This is a genomic window from Aeromonas sp. R6-1 (assembly GCF_040908165.1).
In the GTDB taxonomy this organism is placed as follows: domain Bacteria; phylum Pseudomonadota; class Gammaproteobacteria; order Enterobacterales; family Aeromonadaceae; genus Aeromonas; species Aeromonas caviae.
This window is the reverse complement of record NZ_JBFODF010000053.1, coordinates 364,875-380,277: the sequence shown is the minus strand read 5'-3', so window position 1 is coordinate 380,277 and position 15,403 is coordinate 364,875. Positions and strand designations below refer to the sequence as shown.

Below are 15,403 nucleotides of genomic sequence, written 5' to 3'. Positions count from 1 at the left end.
ATAAAATACGCCACTAATTAATAGTCCCCACCCAATGCGTTTACTATATCTTGCTTATTCACAGCTCAATAAACAGTCCAAAATCACAGGTAATTAAGAATGTCGCTTCACAATGTTCATATTAAAAATATTAAACAAGCTAATGATGAAGACAGGTTAGCAATATTTATCGGTGCCGGTGTATCAAAAAGCTCCGACACAGATTATATAGCCCTACCTTCGTGGAGCGACCTAATAAGTGAATTGAAATCAGATTTAGCTATAACTGACGATTTGGATTATTTAAAATTAGCTCAGCTACATTATCTTGAATTTGGAGAGCAGAAATATAGCCAAACGTTGAAGAAGTATTTCCCAGAAGACATTGCCCCATCAAGCTTGCACAAAACAATTTTGAACATTAACCCACGCGTGATAATCACCACGAACTGGGACTACATCATCGAAAGTGCAATTGAACAGGAAGGTTATTTATATGACACAATATGTACAGATAAAGATCTGGTAAAATCCACCAGCCAAAATAAATTCATTAAAATCCATGGTGATTTCAAAAATCACAACATAGTCTTCAAAGAAGATGACTACTTGAATTATTCCAGAAACTTTCCATTAATAGAAAATTATATCAAGTCTGTATTCTCAACTCATACTGTTTTATTCTTGGGATATTCTTATAATGATATTAATCTTAAACACATAATGAAATGGATACAGAGCCATTCTAGTTCAGTTCCTCCGATGTATTTAGTAAATTTTAGAGCGGATAAACCTCAAGAGAGCTACTTGAGAAATCATGGGGTCACAACATTAGTATTGGACAGTAATAGCTATTCTGTTGATGATATTCCGCATTTAGATAAAAAGTCCGCATTAACTCAGTCTTTTTTAACTGCGATTATTCATAACAATAGACCTGTATACGCTAATGATGAGCAGGAAATCATCAGTTTCATATATGAACGCATAAAACACCTAAGACAACAAAGTGTTATAAACCACACCCAAATAAAACGAGCAATAACAAATTGTGGACTTCGTTACGACAGCGATGGATTAAGCATATTAGAGCTATTCAGAGTTAAAGGTGCATTGACTACGGATTACAGCGAAACGACGAGGTTAATTCATGAAAAATTTTTGGATATTCTAACTCATATAGAGTTGCTCGACGCAGAAGAAAAAGAGAGTTTTTATCGCAGAAATTCCAGATTCACAGATATTTTATCCATCTTAGCTCAAGCAAATATCAAAGGCATTATTTTATCCGATGTTGATGACATCGGGCAAACTAGATATCTAGTGAACGAAAAAATTTCTCCATGCCAAGAACTAGAGCGGCAAGATAGAGAGCATATGTCGTTTTCAGCATGTGAATACAAAAGCCATGACTTTATCAAGTCTTTGTCATCAGAATCTTATGAGCGCTATAAATGTGGGGATTATAAAGGAGCATTTAAGAAAAATGCTGACCTAATCCAAACCTGTAAAAAACATCGAATATATTCAATGTTATTAATAGCACTGTTTAACAAAAACGCAATTTTATGGGGTCTCAAATACTCATTTTCCACAGAACAGCGAAATGAATATGAAAAAGAAATAGAGGTAGAACTTCAAGATGAGTTTTTCAAATTCCCAAGAGCAGAGATAAAAAGAAACCAAGTCTTGTATGATTTTTTATCTCTGTACTCTGTATATCAGAAGGCTAATGAGTGTACAAAGAAAATTCTTGATCTAACAAAAACTGTTGAAATAATAAAATCTGGAGGATTTAGCTTTAACAATGATGCATATGAACCAACTTCCACACATATTAACATACTAACTTTTTCCTTGAAAAACCATATAATGATTGAGCAATACGCACCTTACAAAGCAATCATGAAAGACTTTGTAAAGATTGCCATACTCCGCCAATCAGTAAAAGATACTGTAATACTTAATCAATATGAAATTTACTCGGCCATTCAATTTTATTCATCAAAAGAGCTTAGATCAGATCTTCGCATATTCTTTAAGAAAGAGGATTCAACCCAACTTCGTTTGAGTGTTAGTGATGAATGTTCCGAGTGGATTGTATCTACAATTTTATCCAATCTAACAGAACGATTGATACAAGATAAAAATATATTTGATGGTAATGAAATAAAATTTGAAAACTGTGTCCAAATCCTTTCATTACTTGATTTAAGTGATGATTATATTTCAAAAATAATGAATAAATTCTCTCAGTTAATTGCTAGTAGTTCAACCACTATAGGAACTTATGAAGCAATTAACTACTTCTTAGCTCATCAACACAGCTTATTTAATAGAAACATCGAAACTGACATTCTAATAACCATATTAAACACACTGATAGATAAGTTTATTTCAAAGAAAGCTCACGGCTGGGATCAGCACGCGATACTCTATCGGTCTATAAACAACCTATATGGCTACATTCAAGTAGTCAAAGGAAAATACACTGACAAGCACAGAGTTAGACGGCTTCTATCTGAACTTCAGAAATTTAATCCTGAAGAACAGCGAAAATTCTCTAAGTCTCTACTGTATAGCATATTCAATATTTCAAATGCCGAGGTGAGAAGAATCATCAAGAAATTCATTCAGGATGTTATATCTAAACCCAAAACGAAAAATATTGATGATTGGGAGTTTGATCTTTGGTCTGTCGCTGTGGACTTTAAGGACTTTGACTTAGAAGCGGTTACAAAACTGAATGAATACTTGGAACAGTTTCGAGATGGAAAAACTTTTTCGTCACAATTTTACTCTCTTAAGGATATAATCCAATATCTGATAGACAATAAAAAAATAACATTACTAGAAGATATAAATAAAGAGTTAGGTGCTTTGATAAATGATTACAAATCACGCCCAAACTATTCATCAATCTGAATATTCTGAAAATATTGATATAGTTAAGTTGTACAGTTCTAGTTATCACCTGACACCGACCTCGTGGAGGTCGGTGGTTTTATCAACTATTAGCCGATGCATGGCTTTCGCTATCTCAACTTGCGAGCCTGTAAATCCAATGAGAACATTAGGACATCTATCTTTCCAAGCAAGCAGCTGTACAAACTGCTGACAAATTATGGGTGTCCAAGTTTTAATTTTTGCTCCGCCACGATATATCCCCACCTTTCCAATCCCACACCTACTGCTCCCTTCTCCACACCCGCCACCCCATCAACACCAGCACAACTCCCGGCAGCCAGACCCAGTAGAGCTCGGAGAGGATCACCGCCTCACCTCGGGCGGTGAGATAGGCCTCCAGCTTGAAGGGGGCAACCCGGATCACCTGCCAGGGGGCAAAGAAGCGCTCGTCACGCCACGGCCAGAGCCAGCCCACCCCCTTACCACCTGTGGTGAGGGAATCGAGCAGGCTGTGGGAGAGCAGAGAGACCAGCAGAAACGACCAGACGGTGGCGGCGCTGGCCCGAAATTGGCGGTGAAACAGCATGGCCAGAGTGGGCAGGGCAAAGGCGAACAGCAGAGAGTGGGTAAAGCCGCGGTGGCCAAAGACATGGCCGTAGGCGACCCCCAGCTTGAAGGCGAGCACACCGGCATCGGGCAGCATGGCGATGGCAACCCCTGCCAGCAGCAGGCGCGGCGGAATAATCCGGCTGCCAAGCCCGAGCCCAAGGCAGAGGGGCACGGCCGCGTGGGTGACTATGGTGGGCATCTCGTAAAGCTCCAACTGAAAACGTTGGCTTACCCTAATCCCGTTCGGTGAAGTGAACATGAAGTGCACTGCGGCTCTGCAAGCGAGCCCCTCCCGGCCCCTCGGCCATCCCCCAGACCATCCCTCACCAACTTTTCCGCTCTAAAAAGTGAATTCCTCTACACTTTTTTATCGAAACCAGCACCAGGACCATAAAAAGTGCACCATTGTACACTTTTGGTTGCTGTTTGCTCTTACCATGAGTTAACGTGTAACAACCTACACTTTTTCCGTGTTCATGATGACAGACGCACCATTGCCAACCGACCCGAAAGCACTGGATCCCGCCTCGCTGGGGCTGGCGATCCGCGAGAGACGCAAAGCCGCCAGGATGACCCAGGAGGTGACGGCCTCACTGTGCGGTATCTCCAAGAAGACCCTGATCAAGATTGAAAAGGGGGGGGATGTCTACCTCTCGACCCTGTTACAGGTGATGAAGGCGCTGGGGCTGAGGTTGCAACTGGTGCAGGAAGTGGGCTCACAGGTAACGAGCGGCAACAGCCAACCCGAGGTCGGTGATGATGAGTGGTTCTGAGCACCATCGGCTTGAACTTCGGCTGGGTAACCAGCTGATCGGCCATCTCGAGTATGACTCCAGCCAGGATGCGTTTCAGCTCGGCTATACACCTGAGTGGCAGGCGCGTGGCTTCCCGCTCTCCCCCCCACTGGCGCTGGATGGCTCGGCCAGCAGTGCCCAGATCCGGGCGTATCTCGGCAACTTGCTGCCTGAAAATCGCGGGCTGGAGCACCTGATTGAGGCGCTCTCCGTTTCGCGCAGCAATCTCTTTGCCCTGATCCACGGCATCGGCCGCGATGTCTCCGGGGCGGTCACCTTTACCCTGCCCGCAGAGCCCGACGTCCCCACCCATTTTCGCCCCATCACCCCGGAAGAGCTGTTGCTGCGCCTCGAACAGCCCGAGATCTGGCAGCTGGAAGTCTGGGATGGTCGCCCCCGCCTCTCGGTTGCGGGCGTGCAGGCCAAGCTCAACCTGCTGCGACTCGAGGGGACGCTGGGATTTGGCGAGGGCGAGCTCTGTTCCACCCACCTCCTCAAGTTCGAGCACCATCCTCATCTGGTGATCAATGAGTTTGTGACCATGCGACTTGCCGCACTGCTGGGCATGCCGGTGGCGCGGGTCGAACTGCACAGGGTCGGCCAAGGCGATAAGTCCCACCGAAGCTTGCTGGTGGAACGGTTCGATCGGCGCCTCGATGAAGATGGCGTTAGGGTGCGCCGTCGCCATATGATCGATGCCTGTCAGGGGCTGGGGTTTCCCGTCGCCCGAAAATATGAACGCAACTTCGGTGACGGGCGGGACGTGGCCCATATTCGGGAAGGGGTGAGCCTGCCACGGCTGTTCAGTCTCAGCGCCCTCTGTGTCAATCCGGCGCAGGCCAGACTGGACATGCTGCAATGGCTGATCTTCAACCTCTGCGTCAACAATCACGATGCCCACGGCAAGAACTACAGCTTCTTCGTATCAAAAGCAGGGCTGATGCCCACCCCCTGGTACGATCTGGTCAATGTGGGGCTTTACCCCGAGTTCAACCAGCATCTGGCCATGGCCATAGACGACGAGTTTGCTCCCGAGGCGGTCAACGCATGGCAGTTGCTGGAGATGGCAGAGGCGTGTGATCTGCCCAAACGCCTGTTGCAGCAGACCTTGCACAAGATGGCCAGCGACATACTGCATCAGCTTGATGCCGCCATCGCCCTGGTCGAGACAGACAATCCCGCCGAGCTGGCTTATCTGGCGCGTTACAGAGACGACGTTGAGCGCCGTTGCCACCATTTTCAGGCGCAGGCGGCGCTGTTGCCGGAACTGCAGCTGTAACCTGACCTTGTCCACCCCCATGGGACACAACCCAGCCTTGAGCCCATGGCGGGCATTGCCTACAATGACCCACTTTTTATCACTCTCAGGTCTATAAAATGAGCGACAACAAACCTGCACTGCCCGACCGTCTGGCGGCCAACCCGCGCAGCCCGCACCATGTGGCGGAGTGTTTCGAGCACGAGATCGGCATTCGCGTGAACGGCAAGGAGCGCACCAATGTCGAGGAGTACTGCATCAGCGAAGGTTGGGTGAAGATCCCCTCCCCCAAGGCCAAGGATCGCTACGGCAACCCCATGCTGATCACCGTCAAGGGCACCGTCGAGGCCTTCTACGCCTAAGCGGCCCTGACCGCGCGCCCCGCCGGGCCCGCCGCCATGCTGTTCAGAACACCGGCCTTGCGCCGGTGTTCTGCTGTTGAGGGCGGCCCAGAGCTACAGGCGCCTCTCTTTCTTTGCTCTCTGTTGCCTTCCTGTTTCTTCCTTTCCCTCCCTTTCTTTCGCCTTTTCCTTTTCATCTGGGCCCTGATCCGGCTGGCGGGTAGCCTTTTCCGTCTAGGCAAGGGCGGCGCGTTTGTCACCCGCCTCTCAGGTGTCGCCACGCCATCACTGCTCATCCTCGGGAGCGCGGCTTGCCGCCCTGCCAGCGTTGCAGCGCAGCCCCCGCCAGCACCAGCAGGATGCCGAGCAGATCGCTCGCAGCCAGCCGTCCGGCCAGGGCATCGAGCAGGGCCCCCCCCGCCAGCTGGCCCGTGACGATGAGCAGGGCGCAGGCCAGGGCGCCGATCCGGCCGATGGCCCAACTGCTGATGGCGACGAACAGCGCCCCCAGCACCCCGCCGAGCAGCAGCCAGGGATCGAGCCCGGCGAGCCGCTCCCAGGGCGCCCCCTTGAGGATGAGCAGGGCGCCGAGCAGCCCGAAGCCGAGCAGGTGGTTGGCCAGCGACGCCGTCATGGCGCCCCGGGCGCTGGCGAGGCGGCCATTGAGGGTGCGTGACAGGCTCACCGCCACGCCGTTCAGCAGTCCCAGCAGGATCAAGAGGGTCATGGTGTCTCTCCTAATGCAGCACGATAAGCAGGGCGCCGGCCATCACCAGCAAGGCGGCGAGCGCGTCTTTTCCCGAGGGGCGGCGGCGAGCCAGTCCGAGCCAGCCGAGACCATCGCACAGGGCCCCAAACAGCAGCTGGCCGAGCAGCAGCAGGGCCAGGGTGCCCGCCATGCCGAGGGGCGAGTTGAGGCAGAGGGCCGCCAGCACCACGGTGAGCGCCCCCGGCAGACCGCCGAGCCAGGCCCAGGGCGGGGCCGCCTCCGGCGTCGGGGGCCTTGGGGAGAGCCACCACAGGAGCCCGGCCACCAGGCTGCCGACCCCGTGGGCCAGCCAGCTCGCGAGCCAGGGGTCGGTGGCGCGGGACAGGGCGCCGTTCTGGGCGATCATCAGCGCCAGCAGCAGGCCGGCGGCGAAGGCGGCCAGGGCGCCCAGGGTCTGGCCAAGTGTCTGGCCGAGGGCGGGGCGGCCGGGGCCGCGGTCAACAAGCGGGGGGATCATGGGGTTGCTCCTTGGTTGAACTGACGAGCAGGGTAAATTGTTTTTGATTTGGGGATAATCTACTCTCCTGGAACAACATTGTTTCCATATCGAGAACAACATGAACCAGGAAGCCTTCGCCCTGCTCCCCGCCTTCGTCGCCGTGGTGGAGTCGGGCACCTTCTCCGGCGCCGCCCGTCAGCTCGGCCTCAGCAAGTCGGTGCTGAGCAAGAAGGTGAGCCAGCTCGAGCAGGCCCTCGGCTGCCAGCTCCTCTATCGCACCACCCGCTCCCTCACCCTCACCGAGGCGGGGGAGCGCTACTTCGAGACGGTGCGCCATGCAGTGCGCCTGGCCAGCGACGGGGAAGATGCCATCGGCGCCCTGCAATCGGCCCCCCGCGGCCTGCTGCGGGTGACGGTGCCCATGGTCTATGGCCGGCGCCACATCGCCCCCCTTGTCCCCGAGTTTCTCGCCCTTCATCCCGAGGTGCAGTTGCAGCTGGAGATGAGCGACGCCCGGCAGGATCTGGTGGCCGAGGGGTTCGACGTGGCGGTGCGCATCGGCGAGCTGGAGGATTCGAGCCTGGTCGCCCGCCGCCTCGCCCCCTGTCTCAGCACCCTGTGCGCCGCCCCCGCCTACCTGGCGCAGGCCGGCACGCCCCGCACCCCGGCGGATCTCGAGCGCCACAACTGCCTCTTCTACTCCCTGTTTCGCGGCGGCACCCAGTGGCGGCTGCACGGGCCCGAAGGAGAGGTGGCCATCACCCCCAGGGGCAATTTCGAGGTCAACAACAGCGATGCCATCCACACCGCGCTGCTGGCGGGGCTTGGCATCGGCAACATGCCGGACTTCATCGTGGCGCGGGATCTCGCCATCGGGCGCCTGGTGCCCGTCCTGCCAGACCATGCCCTGCCCGAGCACGGCATCTGGTGCGTCTATCCCAAGCGCCGCCACCTGCCCGCCAAGGTGGAGGCCTGGCTGGCCTTCCTGCAGGCGCGTCTGGGGCTGCGCTGAGGGGGGGCATCGGGATAACCGGAACGGTTCACGTTTTTTTCATCGGGAAGGGAGTAGAGTAGGCAGCAAACCAAGCATCTGTTTTTATTGGAAAAGCATTCAGGGGACGAGCCACGGCATCGCGCCCCGCACCCCAGAGGGAGCCCCATGATGAAGAAAACCGCGATTGCCCTGACCCTCACCAGCCTGCTGACGCTGCCGCTCGTTGTCTCATCCGATGCCTGGGCCGCCCCGGTGCGCTCCCTGCAAAAGGAGCAGAATTACGAGCAGTTCATCAGCAAGCGCCAGGTGGTGGATCAGCTGCTGGCAGACGCCGCCCGCATCTTCCACTCCCCCGCCCGGGTCTCCGATGCGGGCTTTACCGCCAAGATGCCGAGCAACATGGAGCAGGTGACCACCCTGCTGCTGGAGGCCCACCAGCTCGAGCCCTATCGCACCGATCTGCTCATCTCGGCGGCCAACGCCCAGATCTACAACGGCAACGTGGACAGGGCCATCGCCCTGTTCGAGCAGGCCCTCACCGCCGCCCCGGACGATCTGGACATCAACACCTATCTGGCCACCTGGCAGCGCTTCAAGGGCAACCAGGCCAAATCCGATGGCTACCTCAAGCGGGTCGGCGAGCTCAATGCCGGTCGCGCCGCCGACTTGCAGCGACTGTTCGCCACCGTGGACAGGGTGGTCGCCACCCCCCTCAAGGAGCGTCAGGGACGGGGCGAGAAGAAGGGGCGCCGCGCCATCGTCACCCTGGGCTATGCCCTCAATCCCGATGGCTCCATGCACGAGATCCTGCTGGGACGCCTCGAGACCACCCGCGCCCTGGCCCAGGCCGATCCGGCAGCCCTCGTCATCCTCACCGGCGGCGTGCCCCAGAACCGCCAGACCGAGGGCAAGCTGATGGCGGACTGGCTGGCGAAAAAGGGCATCGACCGCTCCCGTATCATCGAGGAGAACTACGCCACCAGCACGGTGGATAACGCCCTCTACAGCGGCTATGCCCTCGCCCGCCACGAGATTGAGTTCGCCACTCTGGTGAGCTCGGCGAGCCATGTGCGCCGGGGCCAGACCCTGCTGGAAATCGCCTGTTGGCAGAGCGGCCCGGCGAACATCCGCATCGACAGCGTCGCCTACCCGGACAAGCCCCTCTCGGCCCTGGCCAAGGCAAGCCCGGAGGAGCTGCTTGGCATCTACCGGGACGCCCTGCGCACCTACGGCCTGTGGAGCTACCGCTCGGCCCCGCTGGTGGAGCGCTGATCCCCCGGCATGGCGCCCAGCAAAAAGCCCGCCGGCTGGCGGGCTTTTTCATTATCTGACGGGCCTGGGTGTTGCTATCGGCCCTTGCGCTCCGGCCACCAGGGTGAAGCCCCGATGGCCGGTCTCAGCCCTTGAGCTCCAGCACGGTGGTGAAGCCCCCGAATATCATGCGGGCGCCATCAAACGGCATGGTCTGGTGCAGGGGATTGGCGGGATCCATCCTGGGGTCCTGCATCATCTTGCCCATGGCGTCGTCCCGCACCGCCTTGCTCGGCCACTCCACCCAGGAGAAGACCACGGTTTCATCCTCCCTGGCCGCCACCGCCCGATAAAAGTCAGTCTGCTTGCCGTGGGGCACGTCGTCCCCCCAGCACTCCAGCACCCGGGTGGCGCCGTATTCGAGGAAGATGGGGTCAAACTGCCCCGCATGATCGATCAGGGCCTGCTTGTTGGCCGTCGGCACGGCGAGCACGAATCCGTCCACGTATGACATCAGAGGTTCCTCCTGTGAGTGAGGATCTCAGCATAGCAGCCGCCCATCAGCCCGCGCCTGCGCCGCCCCGCGCAGCCAGCCATCACAACGAGACCAGCCGCTCCAGATCGCTGCGGGTCAAGCGCTTGCTGTCCACCTTCACGTAGAGGGAGTGCTCCTCGCGTACCAGCAGCACGTCGCTCACCCCCTCGCAGGCGCGGATCCGCTGCTCCAGGGCCGGGGTGGCCTCGACCCCTTCCGGCAGCACGATGCGCAGGCTGCTCACATAGGGGGGCTCGGCCATGGTGAGGCTCACCCCGAGCCAGGCAAGGGCCAGGGTGGCACAACCGCCAAACACCAGGGGGCCGCCCCCCAGGCTGTAGAGCAGGCCACCGAGACTGCCGCCGATGGCGACCCCGAGGAACTGACTGGTGGAGTAGACCCCCATGGCGGTGCCCTTGTAGCCCGGCGGGGACTCCTTGCTGATGAGAGACGGCAGCAGCGCCTCCATCACGTTGAAGCCGATGAAGAAGAGCTGCAACCCGGCGAGCAGACCCCACAACTGCTGGCCGCTCTGCCAGAGCACCAGCTCGGCGGCCAGCATCACCACCACGCACCCGATGAAGACCCGCTTCATCTGGCGGTGCTTCTCGGCATAGATGATGAAGGGCACCACACTCACGAAGGCGATCAGCATGGTGACCAGATAGGCCTGCCACTGGCTGTCACGGGGCAGCCCGGCACGTTCCAGCAGGGGCGGCAGGGCCACGAAGCTCGACATCAGCAGGGTGTGGACGCAGAGGATGCCGAGGTTGAGTTTGAGCAGGCGAGGGTTGGTGAGCACGGTACGAAAGCTGCCTCGCACCATGGCGGACTCGCGATTTTGCAGGTGGGCCGCCGGGGTCGGCACCACCCAGAGCACCATGGCGATGGCGGCCAGGGCCAGCAGGGCGATGAGCCAGAAGAGGCCGGACAAGCCCAGGGCATGGGTGATGAGGGGGCCGGTCACCATGGCGATGGCGAAGGTGATGCCAAAGCTCACCCCGATGAAGGCCATGGCCTTGGTGCGATTCTGCTCCCGGGTGAGATCCGACAGGAGCGCCATGACGGCGGCGGAGATGGCGCCGCTCCCTTGCAGGGCGCGCCCAACGATGACCCCCCAGATGGCGTCGCTCAGGGCGGCGATGACGCTGCCAAGGGCAAACATCAGCAAGCCGCCGACGATGAGGGGCTTGCGCCCCACTTTGTCGGAGAGCAGGCCGAAGGGGATCTGGAACAGGGCCTGGGTCATGCCGTAGATGCCGATGGCAAGCCCGATGAGCGCCTCGGAGGCGCCCGCCAGGGACATGCCGTAGGTGGTCAGCACCGGCAGCACCATAAACATGCCGAGCATGCGCAGCGAGAAGACGGAGCCGAGCGCCCAGGTCGCGCGTCGCTCGCCCCTCGTCATGGTGAAATCATTCATGAGGGCCTCGATGAGTCAAAAAGAAGAGGAAAAGAAAGGGGTGACAGGCGCCCGGCCGCCCCCGAAAATCGGCGATGCCCCTCGCAGGGCGGCGCCCATAATAGCAGAGCCGGGAAGATTCCCGGCTCTGGATTTCATGCATTTCAGGGGTGCAGTTCACACTATCAGGGCAGCATGCTCACCAGCATCGGCGTTGCGTCCGGCTGGAAGCCCACCGACATCATCACGCTCAGGCAGGTGAAGATGATGACGACGATGGAGAACATGTCAGCTCCAGCGTCAGGGCAGCATGCTCACCAGCACCGGCGCTGCGTCCGGCTGGAAGTCCACCGACATCATTACGCTGAGGCAAGTAATGGTGACGATGGAGAACATGAACAGCTTGCGCGCCCAGAGGGAGTCGTCCACCGCCGCCTTGTAGCCCGACAGCGCCATCCCCAGCCACCAGACGCTCACCGCGGTGGCCACCACCAGATACTTGTACCCGGCGTAGCCGCCGAGGAACAGCATCAGGGTCGGCACCATGAATGCCAGGATGTAGAGGGTGATGTGGAGCTTGGCCACCGGGATCCCCTTCACCACCGGCAGCACCGGGATGTTGGCGGCCTGGTAGTCCTTGAAGCGGAAGATGGCGATCGCATAGGAGTGCGGCATCTGCCACAGGCTGAAGATCGCCAGCAGGATCAGGGCCCCCGAGTCGAACTGCCCGCTCACCGCGCAGTAGCCGATGACCGGCGGCGCGGCGCCGGAGAGGCTGCCGACCAGGGTGCCATAGACCGAGTGGCGCTTCATGTAGAGGCTGTAGACCCCCACATAAACCAGGAAGCCCAGCACCGCCAGCAAGGCGGCCAACGGATTGGCCGCAAAGTAGAGCAGTGCAATGCCCGCAACGCCCAGCGCCGTCGCATACCAGAGGGAGACACCGGGGGCGATGAGCCCCCGCACCAGGGCGCGGTTCTTGGTGCGCTCCATGATGCAGTCGATGTCCCGGTCGATGTAGTTGTTGAACACGCAACCGGAGGCCACCACCAGTGACACCCCCACCATGGTCAGGATGAACAGGGGCACATCCAGGCTCCCCTTCGAGGCCAGCAGGAATCCCCCGATAACCGAGATGAGGTTGCCGAAGATGATGCCCGGCTTGGTCACTTGCAGGTATTGCTTCATCATCATCAACCCGCTCAGTGAACCATCATGTTGATGTTGAGGTTGTACATGATCCACAGGGAACCCACGACCACGATGGCGATGATGAGCACGGTAAAGACCAGTGCCACCAGGTTCCAGCGCTCCTCGGAGGAGGTGTTCATGTGCAGGAAGTAGACCAGGTGTACGAAGATCTGCACCACCGCCATGGCCACCACGGTGCCGAGCACCACAGCGTGGGAGGCGGAGCCGTCCATCACCATCCAGAACGGCACGGCGGTCAGGATGAGTGACAGCACGAAGCCGATCATGTAGGACTTGACGCTGCCGTGGCTGGCGCCGTGATTGTCAACGGAATGACTCATTTACATGACCCCCATCAGATAGACCACGGTGAAGACGCAGATCCATACCACGTCGAGGAAGTGCCAGAACAGGCTCAGGCACATCAGGCGAGTGCGGTTGCGCTCGGTCAGCCCCTTCTTGGTGATCGACACCATCATCACGATGATCCAGACCAGGCCGCTGGTCACGTGGATACCGTGGGTCCCCACCAGGGTGAAGAAGGCAGAGAGGAAGCCGCTGCGATCCGGACCCGCCTCGTGCACGATCAGGTGATGGAACTCGTAGATTTCCATCGCGATGAAGCCGGCACCCAGCAGGAAGGTGACGAACAGCCAGGTGTTGACCGCCGCGACCTTGTTCTTGTTCATGGCCAGCATGCCGAACCCGAAGGTGATGGAGCTCAGCAGCAGCAGCATGGTTTCGGCGAACACGAACGGCAGTTCGAAGATGTCCTTGCCGGTGGGGCCGCCGGCAGTGCCGTTGACCAGGACCGCATAGGTCGCGAACAGGGTCGCGAACAGGATGCAGTCACTCATCAGGTAGATCCAGAAACCGAATACCTTGGTGGCACCGGCATCGTGGTGCCCATCCTCATGGGCACCGTGAGAGTGATGTAGTACGTCAGTCGCCATGGAATTAAGCCACCTTGTTGATGTTGTCGAAATGCTGACCTTCGATGCGCTCGATCTCGTCAACCTGTACGTAGTAGTCCACATCGTCGTTGAAGCTGTGGATGATCCAGGTGGCGATCATGCCGATGAAGCCGGCGATGGCCATCCACCAGATGTGCCAGATCATGGCAAAGCCGAACACCACGCTGAAGGCGGCGATGATGACACCGGCACCGGAGTTCTTCGGCATGTGGATGGGGGCATACTGGGCAGGCTTCTTGTAAGCGCTGCCGTCAGCCTTGGCTTCCCAGAAGGCGTCCAGACCGGTGACCTTCGGCTCGATGGCGAAGTTGTAGAACGGCGGCGGAGAGGACGTCGCCCACTCCAGGGTACGGCCACCCCAGGGATCGCCGGTCAGGTCGCGGTTCTTCTCGCGGTCGCGGATGCTGACCACGATCTGGATGACCTGGCACAGCACGCCCAGGGCAATCAGACCGGCGCCGCAGGCGGCGACCACCAGCCAGCCGTGGAACTCGGGATCGATGTTCTGGCTGACACGACGGGTCATGCCCATGAAGCCCAGCACGTAGAGCGGCATGAAGGCCACGAAGAAGCCGCTGATCCAGCACCAGAAGGCACGCTTGCCCCAGACGTCATCCAGCTTGAAGCCGAATGCTTTCGGGAACCAGTAGGTGATACCGGCGAAGCAGCCGAACACCACGCCGCCGATGATGACGTTGTGGAAGTGGGCGATGAGGAACAGGCTGTTGTGCAGCACGAAGTTGGCGGCCGGCACGGAGAGCAGTACCCCGGTCATGCCACCCACGGTGAAGGTGATGATGAAGCCGACGGTCCACAGCATGGGCGAGGTGAACTCGATGCGACCGCGGTACATGGTGAACAGCCAGTTGAAGATCTTCACCCCGGTCGGGATGGAGATGATCATGGTGGTGATGCCGAAGAAGGCATTCACGTTGGCGCCGGACCCCATGGTGAAGAAGTGGTGCAGCCAGACGATGAACGACAGCACGGTGATCGCCACGGTTGCCCACACCAGGGAGGTGTAACCGAACAGCTTCTTCTTGCAGAAGGTCGCCACCACTTCGGAGAAGATCCCGAACACCGGCAGCACCAGGATGTACACCTCGGGGTGACCCCAGGCCCAGATCAGGTTGATGTACATCATCATGTTGCCACCCATGTCATTGGTAAAGAAATGGGTACCCAGGTAGCGGTCTGCGGTGAGCAGGGCGATGGTGACGGTCAGGATCGGGAAGGAGGCGATGATCAGGATGTTGGCACACAGGGCGGTCCAGGTGAAGACCGGCAGGCGCATCATGGTCATGCCAGGGGCACGCATGCGGATGATGGTGGCGAAGAAGTTCACGCCGGTCAGCAGGGTCCCCAGACCCGAAATCTGCAGACTCCATATCCAGTAATCGACCCCGACCCCGGGACTGAACTCCAGCCCCGACAAGGGCGGATAGGCCAGCCAGCCGGTCTGGGCAAATTCACCGACCCCGAGGGAGACGTTGATCAGCACCACTGCCGCGGCGGTGAACCAGAAGCTCAGGTTGTTCAGGAAGGGGAAGGCCACGTCACGGGCACCGATTTGCAGCGGCACCACGATGTTCATCAGACCGATCACCAGCGGCATGGCCACGAAGAAGATCATGATGACGCCGTGGGCGGTGAAAATCTGGTCGTAGTGGTGGGCGTTCAGGTAGCCTTCGCCACCCCCGGAGGCGATGACCTGCTGGCCACGCATCAGCACGGCGTCGGCAAAGCCACGCAGCAGCATGACCATGCCCAGAATGAGATACATGATACCGAGGCGTTTGTGGTCGACCGAGGTCAGCCACTCTTTCCACAGATATTGCCACTTGCCGTAGTAAGTGATGAGACCGGCGATGGCCAGGCCCCCCAGAATGATACCGGCTATCGTGACCATGATGATGGGTTCATGGTACGGAATAGCCTCGAGTGTCAATTTTCCAAACAT

The 15,403-nt window shown here is 57.4% G+C and carries 15 protein-coding genes and 1 pseudogene; 6 read left to right on the top strand and 10 right to left on the bottom strand.

Annotation, left to right across the window (positions count from 1 at the left end):
* The first annotated feature begins 99 nt into the window (after positions 1-99).
* Positions 100-2,904, top strand: coding sequence for an SIR2 family protein (locus AB5Y68_RS18665; protein ID WP_080769909.1), 2,805 nt, complete (start codon positions 100-102; stop codon positions 2,902-2,904).
* 262 nt (positions 2,905-3,166) lie between these two features.
* On the opposite strand, the gene AB5Y68_RS18660 is transcribed toward AB5Y68_RS18665, so the two are convergent.
* The gene (locus AB5Y68_RS18660; RefSeq protein ID WP_039039198.1) at positions 3,167-3,694 is read right to left on the bottom strand and encodes a metal-dependent hydrolase; all 528 of its coding nucleotides are present in this window, start codon (positions 3,692-3,694) and stop codon (positions 3,167-3,169) included.
* Positions 3,695-3,974: 280 nt separating this feature from the next.
* Between AB5Y68_RS18660 and AB5Y68_RS18655 the strand changes: the two genes are divergently transcribed.
* The 3 genes from AB5Y68_RS18655 (at position 3,975) to AB5Y68_RS18645 (ending at position 5,909) form a co-directional block, all read left to right on the top strand.
* Positions 3,975-4,268, top strand: a complete 294-nt coding sequence (locus AB5Y68_RS18655) for a helix-turn-helix domain-containing protein (RefSeq protein ID WP_234704012.1) — start codon at positions 3,975-3,977, stop codon at positions 4,266-4,268.
* Entirely contained in the window at positions 4,252-5,568 is a 1,317-nt protein-coding gene (locus AB5Y68_RS18650; RefSeq protein ID WP_080769910.1) for a HipA domain-containing protein, read from the top strand. The genes AB5Y68_RS18655 and AB5Y68_RS18650 overlap by 17 nt, the downstream gene beginning before the upstream one ends.
* Before the next feature lie 98 nt (positions 5,569-5,666).
* Entirely contained in the window at positions 5,667-5,909 is a 243-nt protein-coding gene (locus AB5Y68_RS18645) for a DUF3297 family protein (protein WP_010673692.1), read from the top strand.
* A 271-nt stretch (positions 5,910-6,180) separates the two neighbouring features.
* On the opposite strand, the gene AB5Y68_RS18640 is transcribed toward AB5Y68_RS18645, so the two are convergent.
* Both AB5Y68_RS18640 and AB5Y68_RS18635 read right to left on the bottom strand, forming a co-directional pair.
* Positions 6,181-6,615, bottom strand: a complete 435-nt coding sequence (locus AB5Y68_RS18640) for a DMT family transporter (RefSeq protein ID WP_039039200.1) — start codon at positions 6,613-6,615, stop codon at positions 6,181-6,183.
* A gap of 10 nt (positions 6,616-6,625) precedes the next feature.
* Positions 6,626-7,114, bottom strand: a complete 489-nt coding sequence (locus AB5Y68_RS18635) for a DMT family transporter (protein WP_080769911.1) — start codon at positions 7,112-7,114, stop codon at positions 6,626-6,628.
* A gap of 100 nt (positions 7,115-7,214) precedes the next feature.
* On the opposite strand from AB5Y68_RS18635, the gene AB5Y68_RS18630 reads away from it, so the two are divergent.
* Both AB5Y68_RS18630 and AB5Y68_RS18625 read left to right on the top strand, forming a co-directional pair.
* Entirely contained in the window at positions 7,215-8,108 is an 894-nt protein-coding gene (locus AB5Y68_RS18630; protein WP_039039201.1) for a LysR family transcriptional regulator, read from the top strand.
* A 150-nt stretch (positions 8,109-8,258) separates the two neighbouring features.
* Positions 8,259-9,362, top strand: coding sequence for an ElyC/SanA/YdcF family protein (locus AB5Y68_RS18625; protein ID WP_039039202.1), 1,104 nt, complete (start codon positions 8,259-8,261; stop codon positions 9,360-9,362).
* A gap of 124 nt (positions 9,363-9,486) precedes the next feature.
* On the opposite strand, the gene AB5Y68_RS18620 is transcribed toward AB5Y68_RS18625, so the two are convergent.
* From AB5Y68_RS18620 to cyoB, 7 genes and pseudogenes are all read right to left on the bottom strand, one after another.
* Complete coding sequence (locus AB5Y68_RS18620) at positions 9,487-9,855, bottom strand: DUF1428 domain-containing protein (protein ID WP_010673687.1); 369 nt, start codon at positions 9,853-9,855, stop codon at positions 9,487-9,489.
* 82 nt (positions 9,856-9,937) lie between these two features.
* Positions 9,938-11,299 carry an MFS transporter gene (locus AB5Y68_RS18615; protein ID WP_039039203.1) on the bottom strand — a complete coding sequence of 454 codons (1,362 nt, stop codon included), beginning with the start codon at positions 11,297-11,299 and terminating at the stop codon, positions 9,938-9,940.
* 164 nt (positions 11,300-11,463) lie between these two features.
* Positions 11,464-11,565: pseudogene (locus AB5Y68_RS18610) on the bottom strand (protoheme IX farnesyltransferase); the annotation flags it as partial.
* Positions 11,566-11,578: 13 nt separating this feature from the next.
* Positions 11,579-12,472 carry a heme o synthase gene (cyoE, locus tag AB5Y68_RS18605; protein WP_010673685.1) on the bottom strand — a complete coding sequence of 298 codons (894 nt, stop codon included), beginning with the start codon at positions 12,470-12,472 and terminating at the stop codon, positions 11,579-11,581.
* A gap of 8 nt (positions 12,473-12,480) precedes the next feature.
* Positions 12,481-12,810 (bottom strand): cytochrome o ubiquinol oxidase subunit IV, encoded by a 330-nt coding sequence (locus AB5Y68_RS18600; protein ID WP_010673684.1) that lies wholly within the window; start codon positions 12,808-12,810, stop codon positions 12,481-12,483.
* Positions 12,811-13,506, bottom strand: a complete 696-nt coding sequence (locus AB5Y68_RS18595; RefSeq protein ID WP_080560441.1) for a cytochrome o ubiquinol oxidase subunit III — start codon at positions 13,504-13,506, stop codon at positions 12,811-12,813.
* On the bottom strand, positions 13,427-15,403 hold the full coding sequence (gene cyoB / locus AB5Y68_RS18590) for a cytochrome o ubiquinol oxidase subunit I (RefSeq protein WP_039039204.1): 1,977 nt from the start codon (positions 15,401-15,403) through the stop codon (positions 13,427-13,429). Before cyoB ends, AB5Y68_RS18595 begins: the two co-directional genes overlap by 80 nt.

What these genes read in the sequence shown, in the direction of transcription:
- AB5Y68_RS18665 (WP_080769909.1), top strand. Translation starts at nt 100, where the DNA reads ATGTCGCTTCACAATGTTCATATTAAAAATATTAAACAAGCTAATGAT.
- AB5Y68_RS18660 (WP_039039198.1), bottom strand. Translation starts at nt 3,694, where the DNA reads ATGCCCACCATAGTCACCCACGCGGCCGTGCCCCTCTGCCTTGGGCTC.
- AB5Y68_RS18655 (WP_234704012.1), top strand. Translation starts at nt 3,975, where the DNA reads ATGACAGACGCACCATTGCCAACCGACCCGAAAGCACTGGATCCCGCC.
- AB5Y68_RS18650 (WP_080769910.1), top strand. Translation starts at nt 4,252, where the DNA reads ATGATGAGTGGTTCTGAGCACCATCGGCTTGAACTTCGGCTGGGTAAC.
- AB5Y68_RS18645 (WP_010673692.1), top strand. Translation starts at nt 5,667, where the DNA reads ATGAGCGACAACAAACCTGCACTGCCCGACCGTCTGGCGGCCAACCCG.
- AB5Y68_RS18640 (WP_039039200.1), bottom strand. Translation starts at nt 6,615, where the DNA reads ATGACCCTCTTGATCCTGCTGGGACTGCTGAACGGCGTGGCGGTGAGC.
- AB5Y68_RS18635 (WP_080769911.1), bottom strand. Translation starts at nt 7,114, where the DNA reads ATGATCCCCCCGCTTGTTGACCGCGGCCCCGGCCGCCCCGCCCTCGGC.
- AB5Y68_RS18630 (WP_039039201.1), top strand. Translation starts at nt 7,215, where the DNA reads ATGAACCAGGAAGCCTTCGCCCTGCTCCCCGCCTTCGTCGCCGTGGTG.
- AB5Y68_RS18625 (WP_039039202.1), top strand. Translation starts at nt 8,259, where the DNA reads ATGAAGAAAACCGCGATTGCCCTGACCCTCACCAGCCTGCTGACGCTG.
- AB5Y68_RS18620 (WP_010673687.1), bottom strand. Translation starts at nt 9,855, where the DNA reads ATGTCATACGTGGACGGATTCGTGCTCGCCGTGCCGACGGCCAACAAG.
- AB5Y68_RS18615 (WP_039039203.1), bottom strand. Translation starts at nt 11,299, where the DNA reads ATGAATGATTTCACCATGACGAGGGGCGAGCGACGCGCGACCTGGGCG.
- cyoE (WP_010673685.1), bottom strand. Translation starts at nt 12,472, where the DNA reads ATGATGATGAAGCAATACCTGCAAGTGACCAAGCCGGGCATCATCTTC.
- AB5Y68_RS18600 (WP_010673684.1), bottom strand. Translation starts at nt 12,810, where the DNA reads ATGAGTCATTCCGTTGACAATCACGGCGCCAGCCACGGCAGCGTCAAG.
- AB5Y68_RS18595 (WP_080560441.1), bottom strand. Translation starts at nt 13,506, where the DNA reads ATGTGGACTACTACGTACAGGTTGACGAGATCGAGCGCATCGAAGGTC.
- cyoB (WP_039039204.1), bottom strand. Translation starts at nt 15,403, where the DNA reads ATGTTTGGAAAATTGACACTCGAGGCTATTCCGTACCATGAACCCATC.